Here is a 15,308-nt window from a genome sequence, read left to right as displayed (position 1 = left end):
GGTACATAATGAAGAAAAAGTCTAAACAATTTTGGCCTTTTGTTATAGCATCTGTATTAGTTTACGGTATCGTTCAACTGCTTATCTCGAATGGAATGCTGAATCAATTCTATTCTAATACACTCATCTATATTGCTATTAACATAATATTAGCGGTCAGCCTACATTTAGTAATCGGTATTACAGGGCAATTTTCGATAGGACATGCAGGATTTTTAGCTGTAGGTGCTTATATTTCAGCTATTGTAACAATGAAGTTAGGACTTCCTTTTATTCTGGCTATCATTGCAGGGGGCATAGTAGCTGCACTAGCAGGATTAATCGTTGGTATTCCAAGCTTACGTTTAAAAGGAGATTATTTAGCAATTGCAACACTTGGTTTTGCTGAAATAATTCGTATAGTTTTCTTGAATATTGATTATGTTGGTGGAGCAGCAGGAATGCAAGTTTCCCATTTGACAACTTGGACATATTCATTTTTTAGTTTGTTCATTACCATTTTAGTGATTGTTAACTTTACTAATTCAAGACATGGAATAGCTGCTATATCTGTTCGAGAAAATGAAATAGCAGCGGATGCTATGGGTATAAATACAACTTATTATAAAGTTGTGGCCTTTACTATTGGTTCGTTCTTTGCAGGAGTAGCAGGAGCGTTATATTCTCATAATTTTTACATTATACAACCTAGTCAATTCGGCTTTTTAAAGTCATTTGATATATTAATATTCGTTGTATTAGGAGGATTAGGTAGTCTTTCAGGAGCAGTGCTTTCAGCAATTTTGCTAACGGTTGTTTCTACTTATCTGCAAGGATATCCTGAGACTCGTATGATTATTTATAGTCTTGTTTTAATTTTGGTAATGTTATATCGACCAAAGGGATTGATGGGTACGATGGAAATTACAGATTATTTCAAGCTATGGAGAACGCCAAAAGGGGGCGGACAACATGGAAAGTAAGCCGATATTGGAGGTTAAAAATGCCGGTATTCAGTTCGGTGGTTTAAAAGCAGTTCAAAATTTAAACATGGTACTTAATCACGGAGAACTAGTCGGCCTAATTGGTCCAAATGGTGCTGGTAAAACTACTAGTTTCAATTTGTTAACTGGAGTATATGTACCAACAGAAGGCGATATATTATTTAATGGAGAAAGAATCAATGGGTTGCCTCCTTTTAAAGTAACTAGAAAAGGAATTAGCCGTACATTCCAAAATATTCGTCTTTTTAATGATTTATCTGTATTGGACAACGTTAAGGTTGCCTATCATTCACTTGCAAAGCATACGATGGTTAGTTCTATTCTTCGTTTACCGTCACATTTTAAAGGCGAGCAGGAAATGGAAGAAAAATCAATTGAATTTTTAAAAATATTTAGTTTAGATAAGTATAAAGATGAACTAGCAAAAAATTTACCTTATGGTCAACAACGCAGATTAGAAATTGCGCGTGCATTAGCAGCTGGTCCAAAACTTCTTTTGTTAGATGAACCTGCTGCGGGAATGAACCCACAAGAAACCAAAGATTTAATGGATTTGATCGGATTTATTCGCAATAAATTTGATTTGACTATATTACTTATAGAACATGATATGAATTTAGTTATGGGTGTTTGTGAAAGAATTTATGTACTAGATCATGGTCAACTTCTTGCGGAAGGATCACCAGAAGTGATTCGTAACCATCCTAAGGTTATTGAGGCGTATTTAGGGGAGGAAGTTCACAATGACAATGCTTAAAATTGAAAATATTGATGTTTTTTATGGTAACATCCAAGCACTTAGAGACGTCTCTATAGAAGTAAATGAAGGAGAAATAGTTACATTAATAGGTGCAAATGGTGCCGGTAAAAGCACACTATTGAAAACGATTTCAGGTCTACTAAAACCTAAAAAAGGAAAAATCAACTTTCTCGATAAATCGATTGCTGGAAAACAAGCACAAGCGATTGTGAAAGCAGGAATTTCTCATGTTCCAGAAGGAAGAAGAGTATTTGCTAACTTGACAGTAGAAGAAAACCTTGAGCTAGGTGCTTTTTTGAGAAAAGATAAAGCTGGTATTAATTCAGATCTACAGAAGGTTTATGAAATTTTTCCAAGACTACTCGAGCGAAAAAAACAGTTATCAGGAACTCTTTCAGGTGGGGAACAACAAATGTTGGCAATGGGCCGTGCAATTATGGCGAAACCCAAACTTGTGCTACTCGATGAACCATCAATGGGTCTAGCGCCATTAATGGTGAAAACAATTTTTCAAGTTATCGAAGATATTAATCGTGATGGCACTACTGTATTGTTAGTGGAACAAAATGCGAATATGGCACTATCCGTTGCAAGTAGAGGTTATGTAATTGAGACTGGAAGAGTTGTGTTATCTGGCTCTGCGCAAGAATTGCAGACAAGCGAAGAAGTGAGACAGGCATATTTAGGTGGTCATTAATATAGAAAAGCTTTCATTGGTTTGCTGCTAATGAAGGCTTTTTTTGTGTAGTTCAAATTACATATTTAATGTTATACTAGATTCATATGTTATTTTTTGGAGGAAATATGAAGAAAACCCTAAGATTTTGGATATTGACATTAATTACTTTTTCAATGGTTGCAATATTAAGCAGTTCTTTATTTTCAAGTTATATCGTTACTAAAAAAACGTTAATAGAAAATTCGTTAGAACAAAATGAAGTATATTCTTTAAAGCTTTCTCAAATGACAGAAGAAGTGTTTGAATCGATGCAAGCTAATTTGGAGTCAAGAAAACTTGATGTTATTCATAATATGAATGATCCAAGAGAGCTTACAGAGATCTTAGATCAACTACTTATTAGTGGGAAAAATTTTAACTCACTTTCTGTTATAGGGAGTGATGGTATTGCAATAGCAACTTCACCGAATGTAGGTATCGTAGGAAACAAAATTGAATCCCAAGGAGTAAAGGAAGCTCTAAATAAAAGGGAAAGCATTATTACTACACCGTACAAAGCGGTAACTGGGCGTCTGGTAGTTTTAGTTTCAACTCCTTTATTTGACAGTGCCAATAACTATTTAGGCATGTTAAACGGGTCAATTTATTTGCAAGAAGATAATTTTATTCAAAATATATTAGCTGAGCATTTTAATGAAGATGGTTCATATGTTTTTGTAGTAGATAAGGAAGGTACTTTAATTTATCATCCTGAAAAAGAGAGAATAGGTGAAAAGGTAAGTGAAAATAGGGTTGTTCAAAATTTGATGGAGAAGGAAAGTGGCTCACAAGAAATCTATAATACAAAAGGCGACCACGTTATAGCAGGATATACGTATATTGAGGGAAGTGAGTGGGGGGTTGTTTCGCAAACGCCGTTTGATAGCAGTTTCGAATCCTTTAAAGGGAATAATATTGAAAATGTTCTTTTATGCCTTGCCTTTCTTAATATTTTTCTTTATATTAGCGTTTTATATTTCAGAACGTTTAGCTTCACCATTAAAAAAATTAGCTTTATTTACATTAAATTCTCAAGAAGAAGATACAAGTATCGAAAAGCTAAAAATCTCTACATGGTATTTTGAGGCTAAACAATTAACAGATACGATTGATAACTATCATAAAATGCAAGAAGAAACATTTGCTGACTTTAAACATCAATCACTAACAGATTCGTTGACAGGCCTGAAAAATAGAAGGTATTCAGAACTTATTTTTATAGATCTGATCGAATCAAATCAATTATTTTCACTGATTATGATTGATATTGATCATTTTAAATTAGTAAATGATGAATTTGGTCACACTGCAGGAGATGAAGTATTAAAATTCTTAGCAAACAAAATGAAATCAATTACAAAAGATAATGATGTGTGTATTAGGCTAGGGGGAGAGGAATTTATCATTTTACTTCCAAATTGTATTCTTCCAGATGCATATAAAATAGCTGAAAAACTAAGGAAAGATATAGAAATAAGTATTCCACCTATAAATAAGAAAATAACTATTTCTTCGGGAGTAGCTGAGTATAGGGATGGTTCCGAAAGCATAAACGATTTAATGAATAGAGTTGATGAAGCATTATACATGGCAAAATCTGAAGGAAGAAACAAAACAGTAATTTTTTCATAAAAAAGAAGTTTTTCTGCATAAACCGCGGAAAAACTTCTTTTTTTACTTGTTTTTCTTTATTATAAATATAATAGCTTCTGTAATTAGTCCTACTACTAAGCCGAATGCTGTAAATATAAACAACGAAAGAATACCAACTAGGTCACCCCAGCCTTCCAAACCAGAAATGAAAGAACGAAATAGTTCAATGAAACCAATTAGTAGTCCAACCGTAAATAAATAATAAGCTATTTTCAATTTATAAAATAATAAGGCTCCTGAAATTGTACCGACTAAAACAGAGATAACAGTAAATGCAACAAAATTTCGAATTACTAAATCCTGCCCAAGTACATATTTAACTCCAAGTATTAGTAAGAAGAGTGAAAGGATAACAGTGATTCCAGCAATTTTCCCGTAATTCTTTAACAATATAACCGCCTACTTTCTTAAACTAATCATACTTGAAACAATATTATATTCCAACAACATAAAAATGAGTTAGGAGATAAAAAAATGACAGAGCATTTTTTTCATTTAAAAGCAAATTGGCCAGGTAATAGAAATGATGTAGGAGATATTCAAGCGGATAATCTACAAACCCAAATTTCCATTCCTAAAGAAATGGAGGGGCCTGGCATTGGCACTAATCCAGACGAAATGCTATTAGGAGCAGCTGCTACCTGCTATATTATAACGCTTGCTGCTATGATGGAAAGAAGTAAAATTTTAAAAGAGAAGTTGGATATGGATTCCACAGCAATTGTAGATGTAACAAATGGTATATTTACGTATAAAAAAATTATTCATCGGCCTACTATTGTACTAACAAATGCAAAAGACAAAGGAATGGCAGAAAAACTTGCAGTAAAAGCGGAGCAAACCTGTATGATCAGTAAAGCTTTAAGAGGTAATGTGGACATTGAACTAGAACCTACGATTTTAATAAAGGAATAGTATTTTAGAACAGATATTTAAGTTATAATTTAAATATTCAAATAATCGTAAAGTGAGGAGAGGCAATGACAGGTACAATTGCTGTTATTCTAATATTTTCTGTTCCAATTATTAAACTAATTACAACGCATTTTGAAAACAAAGAACAAATAAAAGGTGCTAGAGTAAAAGACGAGCTTGAATTAGAGAAGTTAAAATATGAAAATTTTGTTATCGAAACAGAAAAAATGAGGCTCCAATTAGAACAAATGCGTATAGAGTCACCTAATGATGAGTTTCAGCAATTATTAAAATAATGCAACCGCCCTTTTTATATAGGGCGGTTTTAAATTATATAACAAATAAGAAAACACAGATGAAGTGACAAAGCGTACCAAGTAAAATAAATATATGAAAAATCTCATGAAAACCAAGTTTACTAATAAAGGCAATCTTAGGTTTTAAACCATAAATTATTCCGCCGATTGTATATAAAACACCACCAAGAACTAAATAGAAGATTCCCTGGGTACCGATTTTTTCTGTAAGTGGTACTGCTAGAAACACAATAATCCATCCCATTCCAATATATAGAGCTGTTGATATCCATCTAGGGCATTTAAACCAAATCATTTTAAATAAGACACCGCAAATAGCAATAATCGAAATAACTGTAAAAAGTAAATAACCAATTGTACCTTTTAAAGTAATTAAACAAAAGGGGGCATAAGTTCCAGCAATTAATAAATAGATCATGGAATGATCTAAACGTCTTAAAAACTGTATGATACTATCCTTTGCTATTACCATATGATAGGTTGCCGAGGAAGAATAAAGTAAAATCATGCTGATTCCAAAGATAATTATCGCTGTAATAGATAAAGAGGAAGCATCCTTTATTGATACTTTAACAATCATTGCAGAAAGACCTAATAATGAAAGTAACGCTCCTAATAAATGTGATAATCCGTTAAATGGTTCTCTAATATATTGATTCATACTAATTCCTCCTACTTCATTATGTAGTTTCTATAACTACTTACTATAATATAACCAGAACGTTTGATAGTCAATGTTTACTGAATAGATATTTTACGATACGATAGATGAAATAACTTTATCGGAGGAACTTATGTGATTAATTCAGATGAAATACTAAAAAAACTTGCGATCGAATCAAATATACGGCAAGAGGAAATACCCGATATTGATTTGTATATGGATCAAGTCATACAGTTATTTGACTCTAAGTTTATGAAGTCTCTTAGAAATGAAGAAGAGAAAGTTTTAACAAAAACAATGATAAACAACTATGCAAAAGGTAAGCTATTTATTCCTATTAAAAATAAAAAGTATTCGAAAGAGCACATCATGTTAATAAGCATGATCTACCAACTTAAAGGAGCACTTTCAATTAATGATATTAAAGCTATACTAGCACCTGTGAATGAGAGAATAGAAAAAGAAAACTTTGATCTTGAAAGCTTCTATTCCACATTAATCGAATTGCAGCAAAAGAATATTAATAACATAACAGACCAAATCAAGATTCAAGAACATGAAATAGAAATGCTAGAGAATGATGACCAATTAAAGCAAATATTATTTATTTCAGCCTTATCTAATATGAGTAATGCATTTCGGAAAGCTGCTGAAATATTAGTAGATGACTTATTAGAAAATAACAAGAAAAAGGGTGATAAGTAATGAAAGTTTTATGGACTGATGGAGAAATTTACACAATGCATGCTGAAAACGAAAAAATAGAAGCTGTGTTAGTGGAAGATGGAAAAATAATTCAAACAGGCTCAAAAGAATCGTTGTTTCCACTTGCAAATAAGGTAAATTCTTTAAATGGAGCTACTATGTATCCAGGTTTTGTTGATAGCCATATACATTTAGTTATGCATGGTGAAAAATTAGCTTATCTCGACCTGTCAAATTTTACTTCTATTAATGAGATTGTAAAAGAGGTGACTCAACGTGTTAGTCAAAACGAATGGTACGTTGCCGAAGGATGGAATGATAATAGGTTAATAGAAGGAAGACCGATTAATTGTTCAGATTTGGATCATATTAAAGAAACACCAATTGTTTTAAAACGAGTATGCAGACATGTGCTAGTAGCGAATACGAAAGCATTGGAGCTAGCTGGTATAACGAAAGATACTGCAAATCCAACAGGCGGTATTATTGGAAAGGATTCCGATGGTAATTTAAATGGCTTATTTTTTGATGAAGCACAACAATTGATTACTTCCAAAATACCTCCAAAAACAACAGAGTATTTAGTAGATGTAATTAAAAACAGTGTCAGTGATTTACAAGCAAAGGGTTTAACGGGAGTACATACAGAGGAAATGGCTTATTATGGACCTTATACAGTTCCTTTACAAGCCTATCGAGAAGCGATTGATAAAAATTTTAGAGTACACCTATTAAGACATCACGATGCTTTTGAGAAAATGCAAGGGGAAGTACCTACAGGATTTATAGAATTTGGTGCTATGAAAATATTTGTTGATGGCTCATTAGGAGGGCATACTGCACTATTGTCAGAAGATTATTCCGATGAACCAGGAAATAGAGGAGTAGCCGTCCATGACCCGAATAAACTTGAACAATTGGTACAATTGGCTAGAAAATATAACGAAGCGATAGCTGTTCATGTTATAGGAGATATGGCAACAGAAATAATCGTCGGCTTAATAGAAAAATTTCCTGCTCCTGAAGGAAAGAAGGATAGACTGATTCACGTGAATGTTTTACGCAAAGACTTGGTCGAAAGAATGATTAAATTACCGCTAGTTCTTGATCTCCAACCAATTTTTGTACCATCCGATTTTCCGTGGGTTATCGATAGACTCGGAAATAATCGTTTAAAATGGGCGTATGCTTGGAAATCATTGATTGATCGAGGGTTTGAATGTTCCGGTGGATCAGATTCCCCTATAGAAGTGGCGGATCCTCTTTTAGGAATGGATGCTGCAGTGAATAATTCCTATCTGCCTGAGCAATCACTTTCTGCATATGAAGCTATTTCTTTATTTACAACCGGAAGTGCAAAAGCGATTGGCAAAGAAAACGAGCGTGGCAAAATATTACCTGGTTATGATGCAGACTTTACTATAGTAAATATGGAGCTAAATAACTCAACTTTTCTAAAAGCAGAAGTATTAGAAACGATCGTCGCAGGTAATACAGTCTATGAGAATAATATTGTAAGAGAAAAATGAAACGAATAATTATTTGCTACGTATATATACTATACACTCAACGAAAGGAGTATGATTCTTATGGAAAACACAGGTTTAAAAGTATTACTACATGCTAGTACTTGGTTTGCACCTTTTTTAGTACCATTTATATTATATTTAGTAATTGATGATGAAGAAATCAAAAAGTTATCTATTCAAGCTATATTATTTCAATTAGTAATCGGTGCTTTAATTTTTATTTCTGCTTTACTAATTATTTTTTTAATCGGTATACCAATGTTAATAATTTTTGGTATAATGGCATTTGTTGTACCAATTATCGGAATTGTAAAAGCAGTTAATGGAAGTACATTTAATTATCCTATAGTAGGATCTTGGATTAAATAAAAGGGGAATTATTTAATGGCTACAAAAATCGGTATTGATGCAGGTGGAACGTTAACGAAAATAGCTTATTTTGATGAAAATTTGGAATTGCAATTAATCAGCTTCCTATCATCAGATATGCAAGCAATAAAGTATTGGATTGAGACTAATCATTCGTTAGCTTCCATTTGTCTTACCGGTGGCCGTGCGGAACAATTAAAGAAATATCTACTTTCTCCAATGGATATACCTTATATAGTTGAGTTTGATGCTACAATGGCTGGAGTTATGTATCAATTAAAACAGGAAAATATTGAATGTGAGAAAGCTATAATAGCAAACATAGGAACTGGAACCTCTATACATATTATGAAAGAAAATTCACATAGCCGACTGGGTGGTACTGGAATAGGTGGAGGAACTTTAATAGGCTTGGGACAAGCTTTAACTGGGATTACTGATTACAAAGAGATGATAGCGCTATCTAAATTAGGAGATAGATCATCTATTGATATACTTGTAAGTGATATTTACGAAAACAATAAATTACCAATTAATGGAGCACTCACTGCCAGTAATTTTGGTGGTGTTGCACTTAAAAAGACCTTAAATAGAAGCTATGAAGATCACTTATCGGGAGTACAAGGGATGATTGGCGAAGTAGTAGCATCCTTATGTATCCAAGCAGCAGATGCTCATCATGTTGAAAACATTATTTATATTGGTTCAACATTAGAAAATAACGATTTGCTAAAGAATATTATGGAAAGCTATACTATATTAAAAGAGAAAAAGCCATTTTTCTTAGAAAAACATGGGTATAGTGGGGCAATTGGAGCTCTCCTGGAAAGTATTTAAAATATTTAAGTAAAAGTGTTGCAATAAATAATTATGCGTGTTATATTTAAAGAGGATTATTTTTGTTCGGTTAGTTAGTAGGTGGCAACACTTTTACTTAACAGTGTTGAGCAAGGATAGTAACACAATGTATGCAGCAACTGCATGCGAGGAGGAAATACACATGGAACAAGGTAAAGTAAAATGGTTTAACTCAGAAAAAGGATTCGGATTTATCGAACGCGAAGGCGGAGACGACGTATTCGTACATTTCTCAGCTATCCAAAGCGAAGGTTTCAAATCACTTGACGAAGGTCAAGAAGTAACTTTTGAAATCGAGCAAGGCCAACGTGGTCTTCAAGCTACTAACGTAGTTAAAGCTTAATTTTAAACCTAAAAACTTTAACAGACTCTCTTTTCGAGAGTCTGTTTTTTTCTGTTATGATATGTTATAACATTCAATAGTGTTGTTAGTTTGTAATTGGGAGTTGGCAAAATTGAAAAAGTGGAAAAAAGAAATTATTATCAATGCACCAATTGAATATGTTTGGCCATTTTTTTACGGTAACTTAGAAAAAAAGAAATTGATTTTCCCAAAAGTAATCGACGAACACTTTATCAAACAAACAGAACAAGTAGTGGGAACAGTCATTAAGCAAACCTACCAAAACGGTACTATAAATGAGCAATATGAAATAACGATAAAAAAATTTAGAAATGAACAACATTACAAATCCTATCAAGAGTCTTTTTTATTGAACGAACGCTTTCGAATGACAATTGAATATGAATTTGAAAGTCAGGATGTTTCAACAACTAAATTTATCTACACATCAATAAACAAACCAAAAAATATCTTATTAAGCGTATTTCAATTGTTTGGCAGTGACGATGTAGTGAGCAGATTTATGAATCGAACAAAAGAGACTATAGAAAATGCTTACAAAAACGAGGAAGAATAATTGAAGTATGCTTTAATAGGAGATGCCTTGGGATTTTCTTAGATACAGCGAGGTTTTCTGAGATACAGTGAGATTTTCTGAGAAACAGCGAGATTTTCTGAGAAACGCCCGGGATTTTCTGAGAAACCCACATAAATATTGTATATGTTATTGGCATAGAAAATGGGTACAATATGAGTCTTAAGAAAATAACAATTGAATTAAAAAAGCTGCCATTTAAGGCAGTTTTTTTAGTACAGCTTCTCTAGCTAATGCATGTGCTGCTTTATTTTGTTCATCTGGAATCCATTTTATAAAGAATAGATCAAACGTATCGCTAATTTTTAATATTTTTTCTAATATCGCTGCAAATTCAGCATTTTTAGCATATCGTTTTTCAACAGCTGTACAAACAGCTTGTGAATCTGTCCTCACAGAAATAATGGAGGAAGTAAGTTTTTGTACCTCCTCAAGTCCTCTCAACAATGCTAAAAATTCTGTCGTATGATTTGAATAAATGCCTATATATTCGCTTATCTTAATATGATGACCTTCCCCTTTAATAAAAACTCCGATACCACTTGGTCCTGGATTTCCCGTTGTGGAACCATCAATATACACTTCAAGCATCTGCATCACCTGTATTTTCATCATTTTATATTTGAATGACTTCAATTTGCTAGTTCCTCACTTGCAAAGAATAGCATCCAAATAGTACAATCAAATTTATTATAGCAAGGAGAATTTAATATGAAAAATAGTCAAATAATAAATGAAATAGATTTTTTGTTAAATACGTATTGCGATGGGTGTTTTGTAAAAACCGTATTACGAAAAGAAAAAGGAAAGACTGTTGCACATGATTTCTGTATTCATTCTTGCACAGTGGGTGAAGAGATAAGACAAATAGGGGATAAACTAAATTCTAAATAAAAAAGCCCCACGACTATTTGTCGCAGGAAGAACTGTACTAACTGTTTTTGATGACATTTGCAGCTTGAGGTCCGCGGTTTCCTTCTACTATATCGAAAGATACATCTTGTCCTTCTTCCAAAGCTCGAAATCCATCTCCCTGAATACCCGTAAAATGGACAAATACGTCTTCTCCATCGTTGTATTCGATAAATCCGTAGCCTTTTTCATTGTTGAACCATTTTACTTTCCCCTGTTGCATAATAGTTCCTCCCTCGATCCACTAAATATTCTGAGAATGGATATATTAACTATACCATTAAATGCCAGGAATCGTCAATAATATGTCGAATTTACCTTCACCTTATCCACTTTTAAATAGATATAATAAAAATAAAAAAGTAGGGATTATATGAATACTGAAGTAGAAACCCCATCTGATTTAATTATTGCCAAAAATGCAAAAATGAAACCCATTCAGCAAATTGGTGAAAAAATTGGAATTCCGAAAGAAGCCTTAGAACTATATGGAAATTATAAAGCAAAGATTGATCCTACTAAACTATCTAAAAAATCAACTCCTGGTAAAATTGTTTTAGTAACAGCGATTAGTCCAACCGCTGCAGGGGAAGGGAAATCAACCGTAACTGTGGGTCTCTCCGATGCAATACAACAGTTAGGACAGTCGGTAGCAGTAGCGCTTAGAGAACCTTCATTGGGTCCTGTTATGGGAATCAAAGGAGGGGCTACTGGTGGTGGGTATTCTCAAGTTCTCCCGATGGAAGAAATCAATTTACATTTTAATGGAGACCTTCATGCAATCACAACTGCTAATAATGCATTGGCAGCAATTATTGATAATCATATCTTTCAAGGCAATTCTTTAAATATCGATCCTAGAAGGATTACTTGGAAACGAGTAATGGATATGAATGATCGTGCTCTGCGTCAAATCACTATAGGTCTTGGTGGTCCTAAACAAGGAGTACCTCGTGAAGATGGCTTCGATATTACAGTAGCCTCTGAAATTATGGCCGTACTATGCCTTGCAAGGGATTTGGAGGATTTAAAAGAGAGACTCTCGCAAATAGTTATCGGATATACATATAATCAGGAACCTATAACAGTACGGTCATTAGGTGTAGAAGGTGCTCTCACTTTGTTGTTAAAGGAAGCTCTCAAACCGAATTTAGTTCAGACGATAGAAGGAACTCCAGCTATCATTCACGGAGGACCTTTTGCCAATATAGCACATGGGTGTAACTCCATAATTGCTACTAAAACAGCGGCAATTTAGCGGACATAGTTGTTACTGAAGCTGGTTTTGGAGCAGATTTGGGAGCAGAGAAGTTCATGCACATTAAATCCAGACAAGGGGTTTTGCACCAGATGCAGTAGTAATTGTCGCAACTATTCGTGCGCTTAAATTACAAGGCGGAAAGCAAAAGGATTCCTTGAAAGATGAAGATGTGAAAGCACTCTTATTTGGAATCAAAAACCTAGAGAAGCATATTGAAACGATAAAATCATTTGGAATCGAACCAATTGTGGCATTGAATAAATTTGTCACCGATACATCTGCAGAAATAGAAGCATTGCTTTCCTGGTGTAAAGAAAAAAATATTTCTATTGCGTTAACGGAAGTATGGGAAAAAGGTGGTGCAGGAGGAGTAGAGCTTGCAAAACTCGTCATAAAACAATTAGAAAAACCTAATAATTTTGCTCCTTTATACGAGGTAACGCAACCTATTAAGGAAAAGGTACTGACCATTGTAAGAAAAGTGTATGGTGGAAAAAATGTAGTGTTTACGGATGAAGCAATCAAACAAATCGAACAAATCAAATCGTTCGGATGGGATGCGTTACCAATTTGTATGGCAAAAACACAATATTCTTTATCTGACCAACCTAAACTTTTAGGAAGACCAACAGACTTTACGATTACGGTTCGCGAAGTAATACCTAAACTTGGTGCAGGGTTCCTTGTATGTTTAACTGGAGATATTATGACAATGCCTGGCTTACCTAAAAAACCAGCAGCTTTAAATATGGATATAGATGATAAAGGAGAAGCTATAGGATTATTTTGATATTCTTTTAAAGACTGCTCAATAGCAGTCTTTTTTAGTTATTGTAAATAATAAATCAATCCCACTAACAGGGTCAGTCCAGTCTCATTGGCGGATGTGAGGCTTTTTTATCTAAAAGAAACTTCGTTGACAGGTGCACCACAGAAAGATAAAAATTAAATTCTTAAATACGAGATAAATTACCTTAACCATTTCATAATCTTTTCATAATCTATAAATAATAATAGGAAAGGAGGGGATATAAGATGTCTGGATATGGTGGAGGCGATTATGGCGGATACGGTAATAACGGATCCAACTTCGTGTTGATTGTTGTGTTGTTTATTCTACTAATAATTGTGGGAGCATCTTTTATGAAGTACTAAACAACAAATGTTATGTAGATTATTTGAATTAATCGAGAGAGTTTCAGCTTTTACAAGCTCTATAGTCGTGGGGCATTTCATGATTTTTAGAGTGATGATTTATTAGTAAGTTAAAACAATAATACTATCCCATTTATTTATCTTCTCTTCTATAAAATCGACCTTCTCTTAAGTGAGTTGGTCGATTTTTTATTCTAAGAGTATATAGCCCTACTAACCCGTTGCATTCGGTCTACTAACAAATAACGGAAATGGAAGTATTCAATTTTGAAAGTGAAGTATATGGAAATGATTTGTAGATTTTGTGCCATATCTAGCATAGTTCGACGGTAGTATAAACTAATAAAATAGATGTTGGTGTGAAGCGGTTGCGTGGTTGGAGTTGAAGTAAAAAACACTTGGAAATCTTTAATGATTGAATAATTAAAAAGGGTGTTCCACTAAAAATAAGTAGACACCCTTTCTTGTTTTGGATCAATTGTCTTTTTGAAGATGCTTTCTTAGAAACTGAATAACATCATCAAATGCATTTTGCACAGTCACACTTTGCCAATCTTCATCAAAAACGTGTTTGCCGTTGGGAATAGTTATCAATTGGTTTTCTACACCGGCTTTCGTTAATGCTTCGGACATGAATACTGATTGTTCGTATGGGACATCTTCGTCTATTGTTCCGTGTAATAAAAGTGTTGGTGGATAATCCGCATTTACAGCATAAATTGGACATAACGACTGTAGCTCTTGTATGTCCATGTCGCTTATTTTATCAATCCAAACACCATTTTGTCTTGCGTACATATAAATGGCATAACGTTTTTGTATCGGTCCAACGGTAATGACTTCATTTGATACGAGCATATCGGCAAGTTCTTTTGGAACAGGTGTCATTTTTTTGTAGTGGGGGCTTGGTTTTATTGCCCACTCTCCAGTAATATCACCGTATCCGTAAAACGAGACAATGGCTTGCGGTTTTAAATCGAACGTTCCAGATAAAAGTGCAAGGTAGCTGCCTGCTGAGCCGCCAATCACTGCTATTTTTTCTGGATTATAATCAAACTGTTTTATACCCTCAAATTTTAGCCAGGAAAGTGCATCTGCAATATCGGTTTTTATATCAGGAATTTTTGTTTCAGGTGCAAGTCGATAGTCAATCGAAAATACATTAAATCCTGCCTGTATATATAATTCGACCTGTTCAGCTTTGATATCTTCCCTATATCCCCAAAATAGCCCCCCACCATGAATATAAACAATTACAGGAGCAAACTGTATAGAGGTTGGATAAAAATCTGCTTTTATTTCGAATTGTTCACCTTTTTTATAAACGACAGTTGTTTTCATCTTGTTGTCACACACCTTCTATAAAATAGTCAACGTTTTTTTTATAATAATTTAATAAAACTTTGAAATCATCCGATTTTATGATTCAGTATTAAATTATATCATAAAAGTAAATTACCCTTAATTAGCAGTAAATTAGGAGAATTACTTATAAACGTTGAAATCCGCACATATACAGCTCGAACCTACTAGTGCCGAAAGTAAATAAGAAAGAGAACTATAATTTTTAT

20 protein-coding genes and 1 pseudogene are annotated in these 15,308 nt (G+C 33.6%); 16 read left to right on the top strand and 5 right to left on the bottom strand.

Going from position 1 to position 15,308, the window contains the following annotated elements:
• The first annotated feature begins 8 nt into the window (after positions 1–8).
• The 5 genes from WAX74_RS01320 to WAX74_RS01300 all read left to right on the top strand — a co-directional run bounded on the left by WAX74_RS01320 (position 9) and on the right by WAX74_RS01300 (position 4,093).
• Positions 9–962: a branched-chain amino acid ABC transporter permease gene (locus WAX74_RS01320; protein ID WP_336495854.1), complete on the top strand. Its 954-nt coding sequence runs from the start codon at positions 9–11 to the stop codon at positions 960–962.
• Positions 952–1,740, top strand: a complete 789-nt coding sequence (locus tag WAX74_RS01315; RefSeq protein ID WP_336495853.1) for an ABC transporter ATP-binding protein — start codon at positions 952–954, stop codon at positions 1,738–1,740. The genes WAX74_RS01320 and WAX74_RS01315 overlap by 11 nt, the downstream gene beginning before the upstream one ends.
• Positions 1,733–2,440, top strand: a complete 708-nt coding sequence (locus WAX74_RS01310; protein WP_336496197.1) for an ABC transporter ATP-binding protein — start codon at positions 1,733–1,735, stop codon at positions 2,438–2,440. Before WAX74_RS01315 ends, WAX74_RS01310 begins: the two co-directional genes overlap by 8 nt.
• An 86-nt stretch (positions 2,441–2,526) precedes the next feature.
• Complete coding sequence (locus WAX74_RS01305; RefSeq protein ID WP_336495852.1) at positions 2,527–3,546, top strand: cache domain-containing protein; 1,020 nt, start codon at positions 2,527–2,529, stop codon at positions 3,544–3,546.
• 40 nt (positions 3,547–3,586) lie between these two features.
• Positions 3,587–4,093 (top strand): GGDEF domain-containing protein, encoded by a 507-nt coding sequence (locus WAX74_RS01300; RefSeq protein WP_336495851.1) that lies wholly within the window; start codon positions 3,587–3,589, stop codon positions 4,091–4,093.
• A 42-nt stretch (positions 4,094–4,135) separates the two neighbouring features.
• On the opposite strand, the gene WAX74_RS01295 is transcribed toward WAX74_RS01300, so the two are convergent.
• Complete coding sequence (locus tag WAX74_RS01295; RefSeq protein ID WP_336495850.1) at positions 4,136–4,504, bottom strand: hypothetical protein; 369 nt, start codon at positions 4,502–4,504, stop codon at positions 4,136–4,138.
• Positions 4,505–4,588: 84 nt separating this feature from the next.
• Between WAX74_RS01295 and WAX74_RS01290 the strand changes: the two genes are divergently transcribed.
• Both WAX74_RS01290 and WAX74_RS01285 read left to right on the top strand, forming a co-directional pair.
• Complete coding sequence (locus WAX74_RS01290) at positions 4,589–5,029, top strand: OsmC family protein (protein WP_336495849.1); 441 nt, start codon at positions 4,589–4,591, stop codon at positions 5,027–5,029.
• A 65-nt stretch (positions 5,030–5,094) separates the two neighbouring features.
• A complete protein-coding gene (locus WAX74_RS01285) occupies positions 5,095–5,325 on the top strand; it encodes a hypothetical protein (RefSeq protein ID WP_336495848.1) in 231 nt (76 codons plus the stop codon).
• A 34-nt stretch (positions 5,326–5,359) separates the two neighbouring features.
• Here WAX74_RS01285 and trhA read toward each other — a convergent pair whose 3' ends face one another.
• A complete protein-coding gene (trhA, locus tag WAX74_RS01280) occupies positions 5,360–6,007 on the bottom strand; it encodes a PAQR family membrane homeostasis protein TrhA (protein ID WP_336495847.1) in 648 nt (215 codons plus the stop codon).
• A gap of 135 nt (positions 6,008–6,142) precedes the next feature.
• Between trhA and WAX74_RS01275 the strand changes: the two genes are divergently transcribed.
• The 6 genes from WAX74_RS01275 (at position 6,143) to WAX74_RS01250 (ending at position 10,391) form a co-directional block, all read left to right on the top strand.
• Positions 6,143–6,715 (top strand): DUF1836 domain-containing protein, encoded by a 573-nt coding sequence (locus WAX74_RS01275; protein WP_336495846.1) that lies wholly within the window; start codon positions 6,143–6,145, stop codon positions 6,713–6,715.
• Positions 6,715–8,244: an amidohydrolase gene (locus WAX74_RS01270; protein ID WP_336495845.1), complete on the top strand. Its 1,530-nt coding sequence runs from the start codon at positions 6,715–6,717 to the stop codon at positions 8,242–8,244. The genes WAX74_RS01275 and WAX74_RS01270 overlap by 1 nt, the downstream gene beginning before the upstream one ends.
• 60 nt (positions 8,245–8,304) lie before the next feature.
• On the top strand, positions 8,305–8,613 hold the full coding sequence (locus WAX74_RS01265; RefSeq protein WP_336495843.1) for a DUF4870 domain-containing protein: 309 nt from the start codon (positions 8,305–8,307) through the stop codon (positions 8,611–8,613).
• A 15-nt stretch (positions 8,614–8,628) separates the two neighbouring features.
• Positions 8,629–9,450, top strand: coding sequence for a type II pantothenate kinase (gene coaW, locus WAX74_RS01260; protein WP_336495842.1), 822 nt, complete (start codon positions 8,629–8,631; stop codon positions 9,448–9,450).
• A gap of 163 nt (positions 9,451–9,613) precedes the next feature.
• Positions 9,614–9,814: a cold-shock protein gene (locus tag WAX74_RS01255; protein WP_053589685.1), complete on the top strand. Its 201-nt coding sequence runs from the start codon at positions 9,614–9,616 to the stop codon at positions 9,812–9,814.
• 112 nt (positions 9,815–9,926) lie between these two features.
• The gene (locus WAX74_RS01250) at positions 9,927–10,391 is read left to right on the top strand and encodes a hypothetical protein (RefSeq protein ID WP_336495841.1); all 465 of its coding nucleotides are present in this window, start codon (positions 9,927–9,929) and stop codon (positions 10,389–10,391) included.
• Between the two features lie 216 nt (positions 10,392–10,607).
• Here the strand turns inward: WAX74_RS01250 and WAX74_RS01245 are convergent, their stop codons facing one another.
• Positions 10,608–11,000 carry a reverse transcriptase-like protein gene (locus WAX74_RS01245; protein WP_336496196.1) on the bottom strand — a complete coding sequence of 131 codons (393 nt, stop codon included), beginning with the start codon at positions 10,998–11,000 and terminating at the stop codon, positions 10,608–10,610.
• Between the two features lie 120 nt (positions 11,001–11,120).
• On the opposite strand from WAX74_RS01245, the gene WAX74_RS01240 reads away from it, so the two are divergent.
• Positions 11,121–11,303, top strand: a complete 183-nt coding sequence (locus WAX74_RS01240; protein WP_336495839.1) for a zinc-finger domain-containing protein — start codon at positions 11,121–11,123, stop codon at positions 11,301–11,303.
• A gap of 37 nt (positions 11,304–11,340) precedes the next feature.
• On the opposite strand, the gene WAX74_RS01235 is transcribed toward WAX74_RS01240, so the two are convergent.
• A complete protein-coding gene (locus WAX74_RS01235; RefSeq protein ID WP_336495838.1) occupies positions 11,341–11,544 on the bottom strand; it encodes a cold-shock protein in 204 nt (67 codons plus the stop codon).
• A 150-nt stretch (positions 11,545–11,694) separates the two neighbouring features.
• Between WAX74_RS01235 and WAX74_RS01230 the strand changes: the two are divergent.
• Together WAX74_RS01230 and WAX74_RS01225 are read left to right on the top strand one after the other, a co-directional pair.
• A pseudogene (locus WAX74_RS01230) lies at positions 11,695–13,372 on the top strand (formate--tetrahydrofolate ligase).
• Between the two features lie 245 nt (positions 13,373–13,617).
• A complete protein-coding gene (locus tag WAX74_RS01225; RefSeq protein WP_336495837.1) occupies positions 13,618–13,737 on the top strand; it encodes a YjcZ family sporulation protein in 120 nt (39 codons plus the stop codon).
• A 474-nt stretch (positions 13,738–14,211) separates the two neighbouring features.
• Here the strand turns inward: WAX74_RS01225 and WAX74_RS01220 are convergent, their stop codons facing one another.
• Complete coding sequence (locus tag WAX74_RS01220) at positions 14,212–15,078, bottom strand: alpha/beta hydrolase (protein WP_336495836.1); 867 nt, start codon at positions 15,076–15,078, stop codon at positions 14,212–14,214.
• Positions 15,079–15,308 lie beyond the last annotated feature (230 nt).

The organism is Psychrobacillus mangrovi (genome assembly GCF_037104765.1).
In the GTDB taxonomy this organism is placed as follows: Bacteria; Bacillota; Bacilli; order Bacillales_A; family Planococcaceae; genus Psychrobacillus; species Psychrobacillus mangrovi.
Note: the sequence above shows the minus strand (reverse complement) of the source record. Positions and strands in the feature narration are given on the sequence as shown.

Coding starts and splice junctions, on each gene's coding strand:
- WAX74_RS01320 (WP_336495854.1), top strand. CDS start 9: ATGAAGAAAAAGTCTAAACAATTTTGGCCTTTTGTTATAGCATCTGTA.
- WAX74_RS01315 (WP_336495853.1), top strand. CDS start 952: ATGGAAAGTAAGCCGATATTGGAGGTTAAAAATGCCGGTATTCAGTTC.
- WAX74_RS01310 (WP_336496197.1), top strand. CDS start 1,733: ATGCTTAAAATTGAAAATATTGATGTTTTTTATGGTAACATCCAAGCA.
- WAX74_RS01305 (WP_336495852.1), top strand. CDS start 2,527: ATGTTATTTTTTGGAGGAAATATGAAGAAAACCCTAAGATTTTGGATA.
- WAX74_RS01300 (WP_336495851.1), top strand. CDS start 3,587: ATGCAAGAAGAAACATTTGCTGACTTTAAACATCAATCACTAACAGAT.
- WAX74_RS01290 (WP_336495849.1), top strand. CDS start 4,589: ATGACAGAGCATTTTTTTCATTTAAAAGCAAATTGGCCAGGTAATAGA.
- WAX74_RS01285 (WP_336495848.1), top strand. CDS start 5,095: ATGACAGGTACAATTGCTGTTATTCTAATATTTTCTGTTCCAATTATT.
- trhA (WP_336495847.1), bottom strand. CDS start 6,007: ATGAATCAATATATTAGAGAACCATTTAACGGATTATCACATTTATTA.
- WAX74_RS01270 (WP_336495845.1), top strand. CDS start 6,715: ATGAAAGTTTTATGGACTGATGGAGAAATTTACACAATGCATGCTGAA.
- WAX74_RS01265 (WP_336495843.1), top strand. CDS start 8,305: ATGGAAAACACAGGTTTAAAAGTATTACTACATGCTAGTACTTGGTTT.
- coaW (WP_336495842.1), top strand. CDS start 8,629: ATGGCTACAAAAATCGGTATTGATGCAGGTGGAACGTTAACGAAAATA.
- WAX74_RS01255 (WP_053589685.1), top strand. CDS start 9,614: ATGGAACAAGGTAAAGTAAAATGGTTTAACTCAGAAAAAGGATTCGGA.
- WAX74_RS01245 (WP_336496196.1), bottom strand. CDS start 11,000: ATGCTTGAAGTGTATATTGATGGTTCCACAACGGGAAATCCAGGACCA.
- WAX74_RS01240 (WP_336495839.1), top strand. CDS start 11,121: ATGAAAAATAGTCAAATAATAAATGAAATAGATTTTTTGTTAAATACG.
- WAX74_RS01235 (WP_336495838.1), bottom strand. CDS start 11,544: ATGCAACAGGGGAAAGTAAAATGGTTCAACAATGAAAAAGGCTACGGA.
- WAX74_RS01225 (WP_336495837.1), top strand. CDS start 13,618: ATGTCTGGATATGGTGGAGGCGATTATGGCGGATACGGTAATAACGGA.
- WAX74_RS01220 (WP_336495836.1), bottom strand. CDS start 15,078: ATGAAAACAACTGTCGTTTATAAAAAAGGTGAACAATTCGAAATAAAA.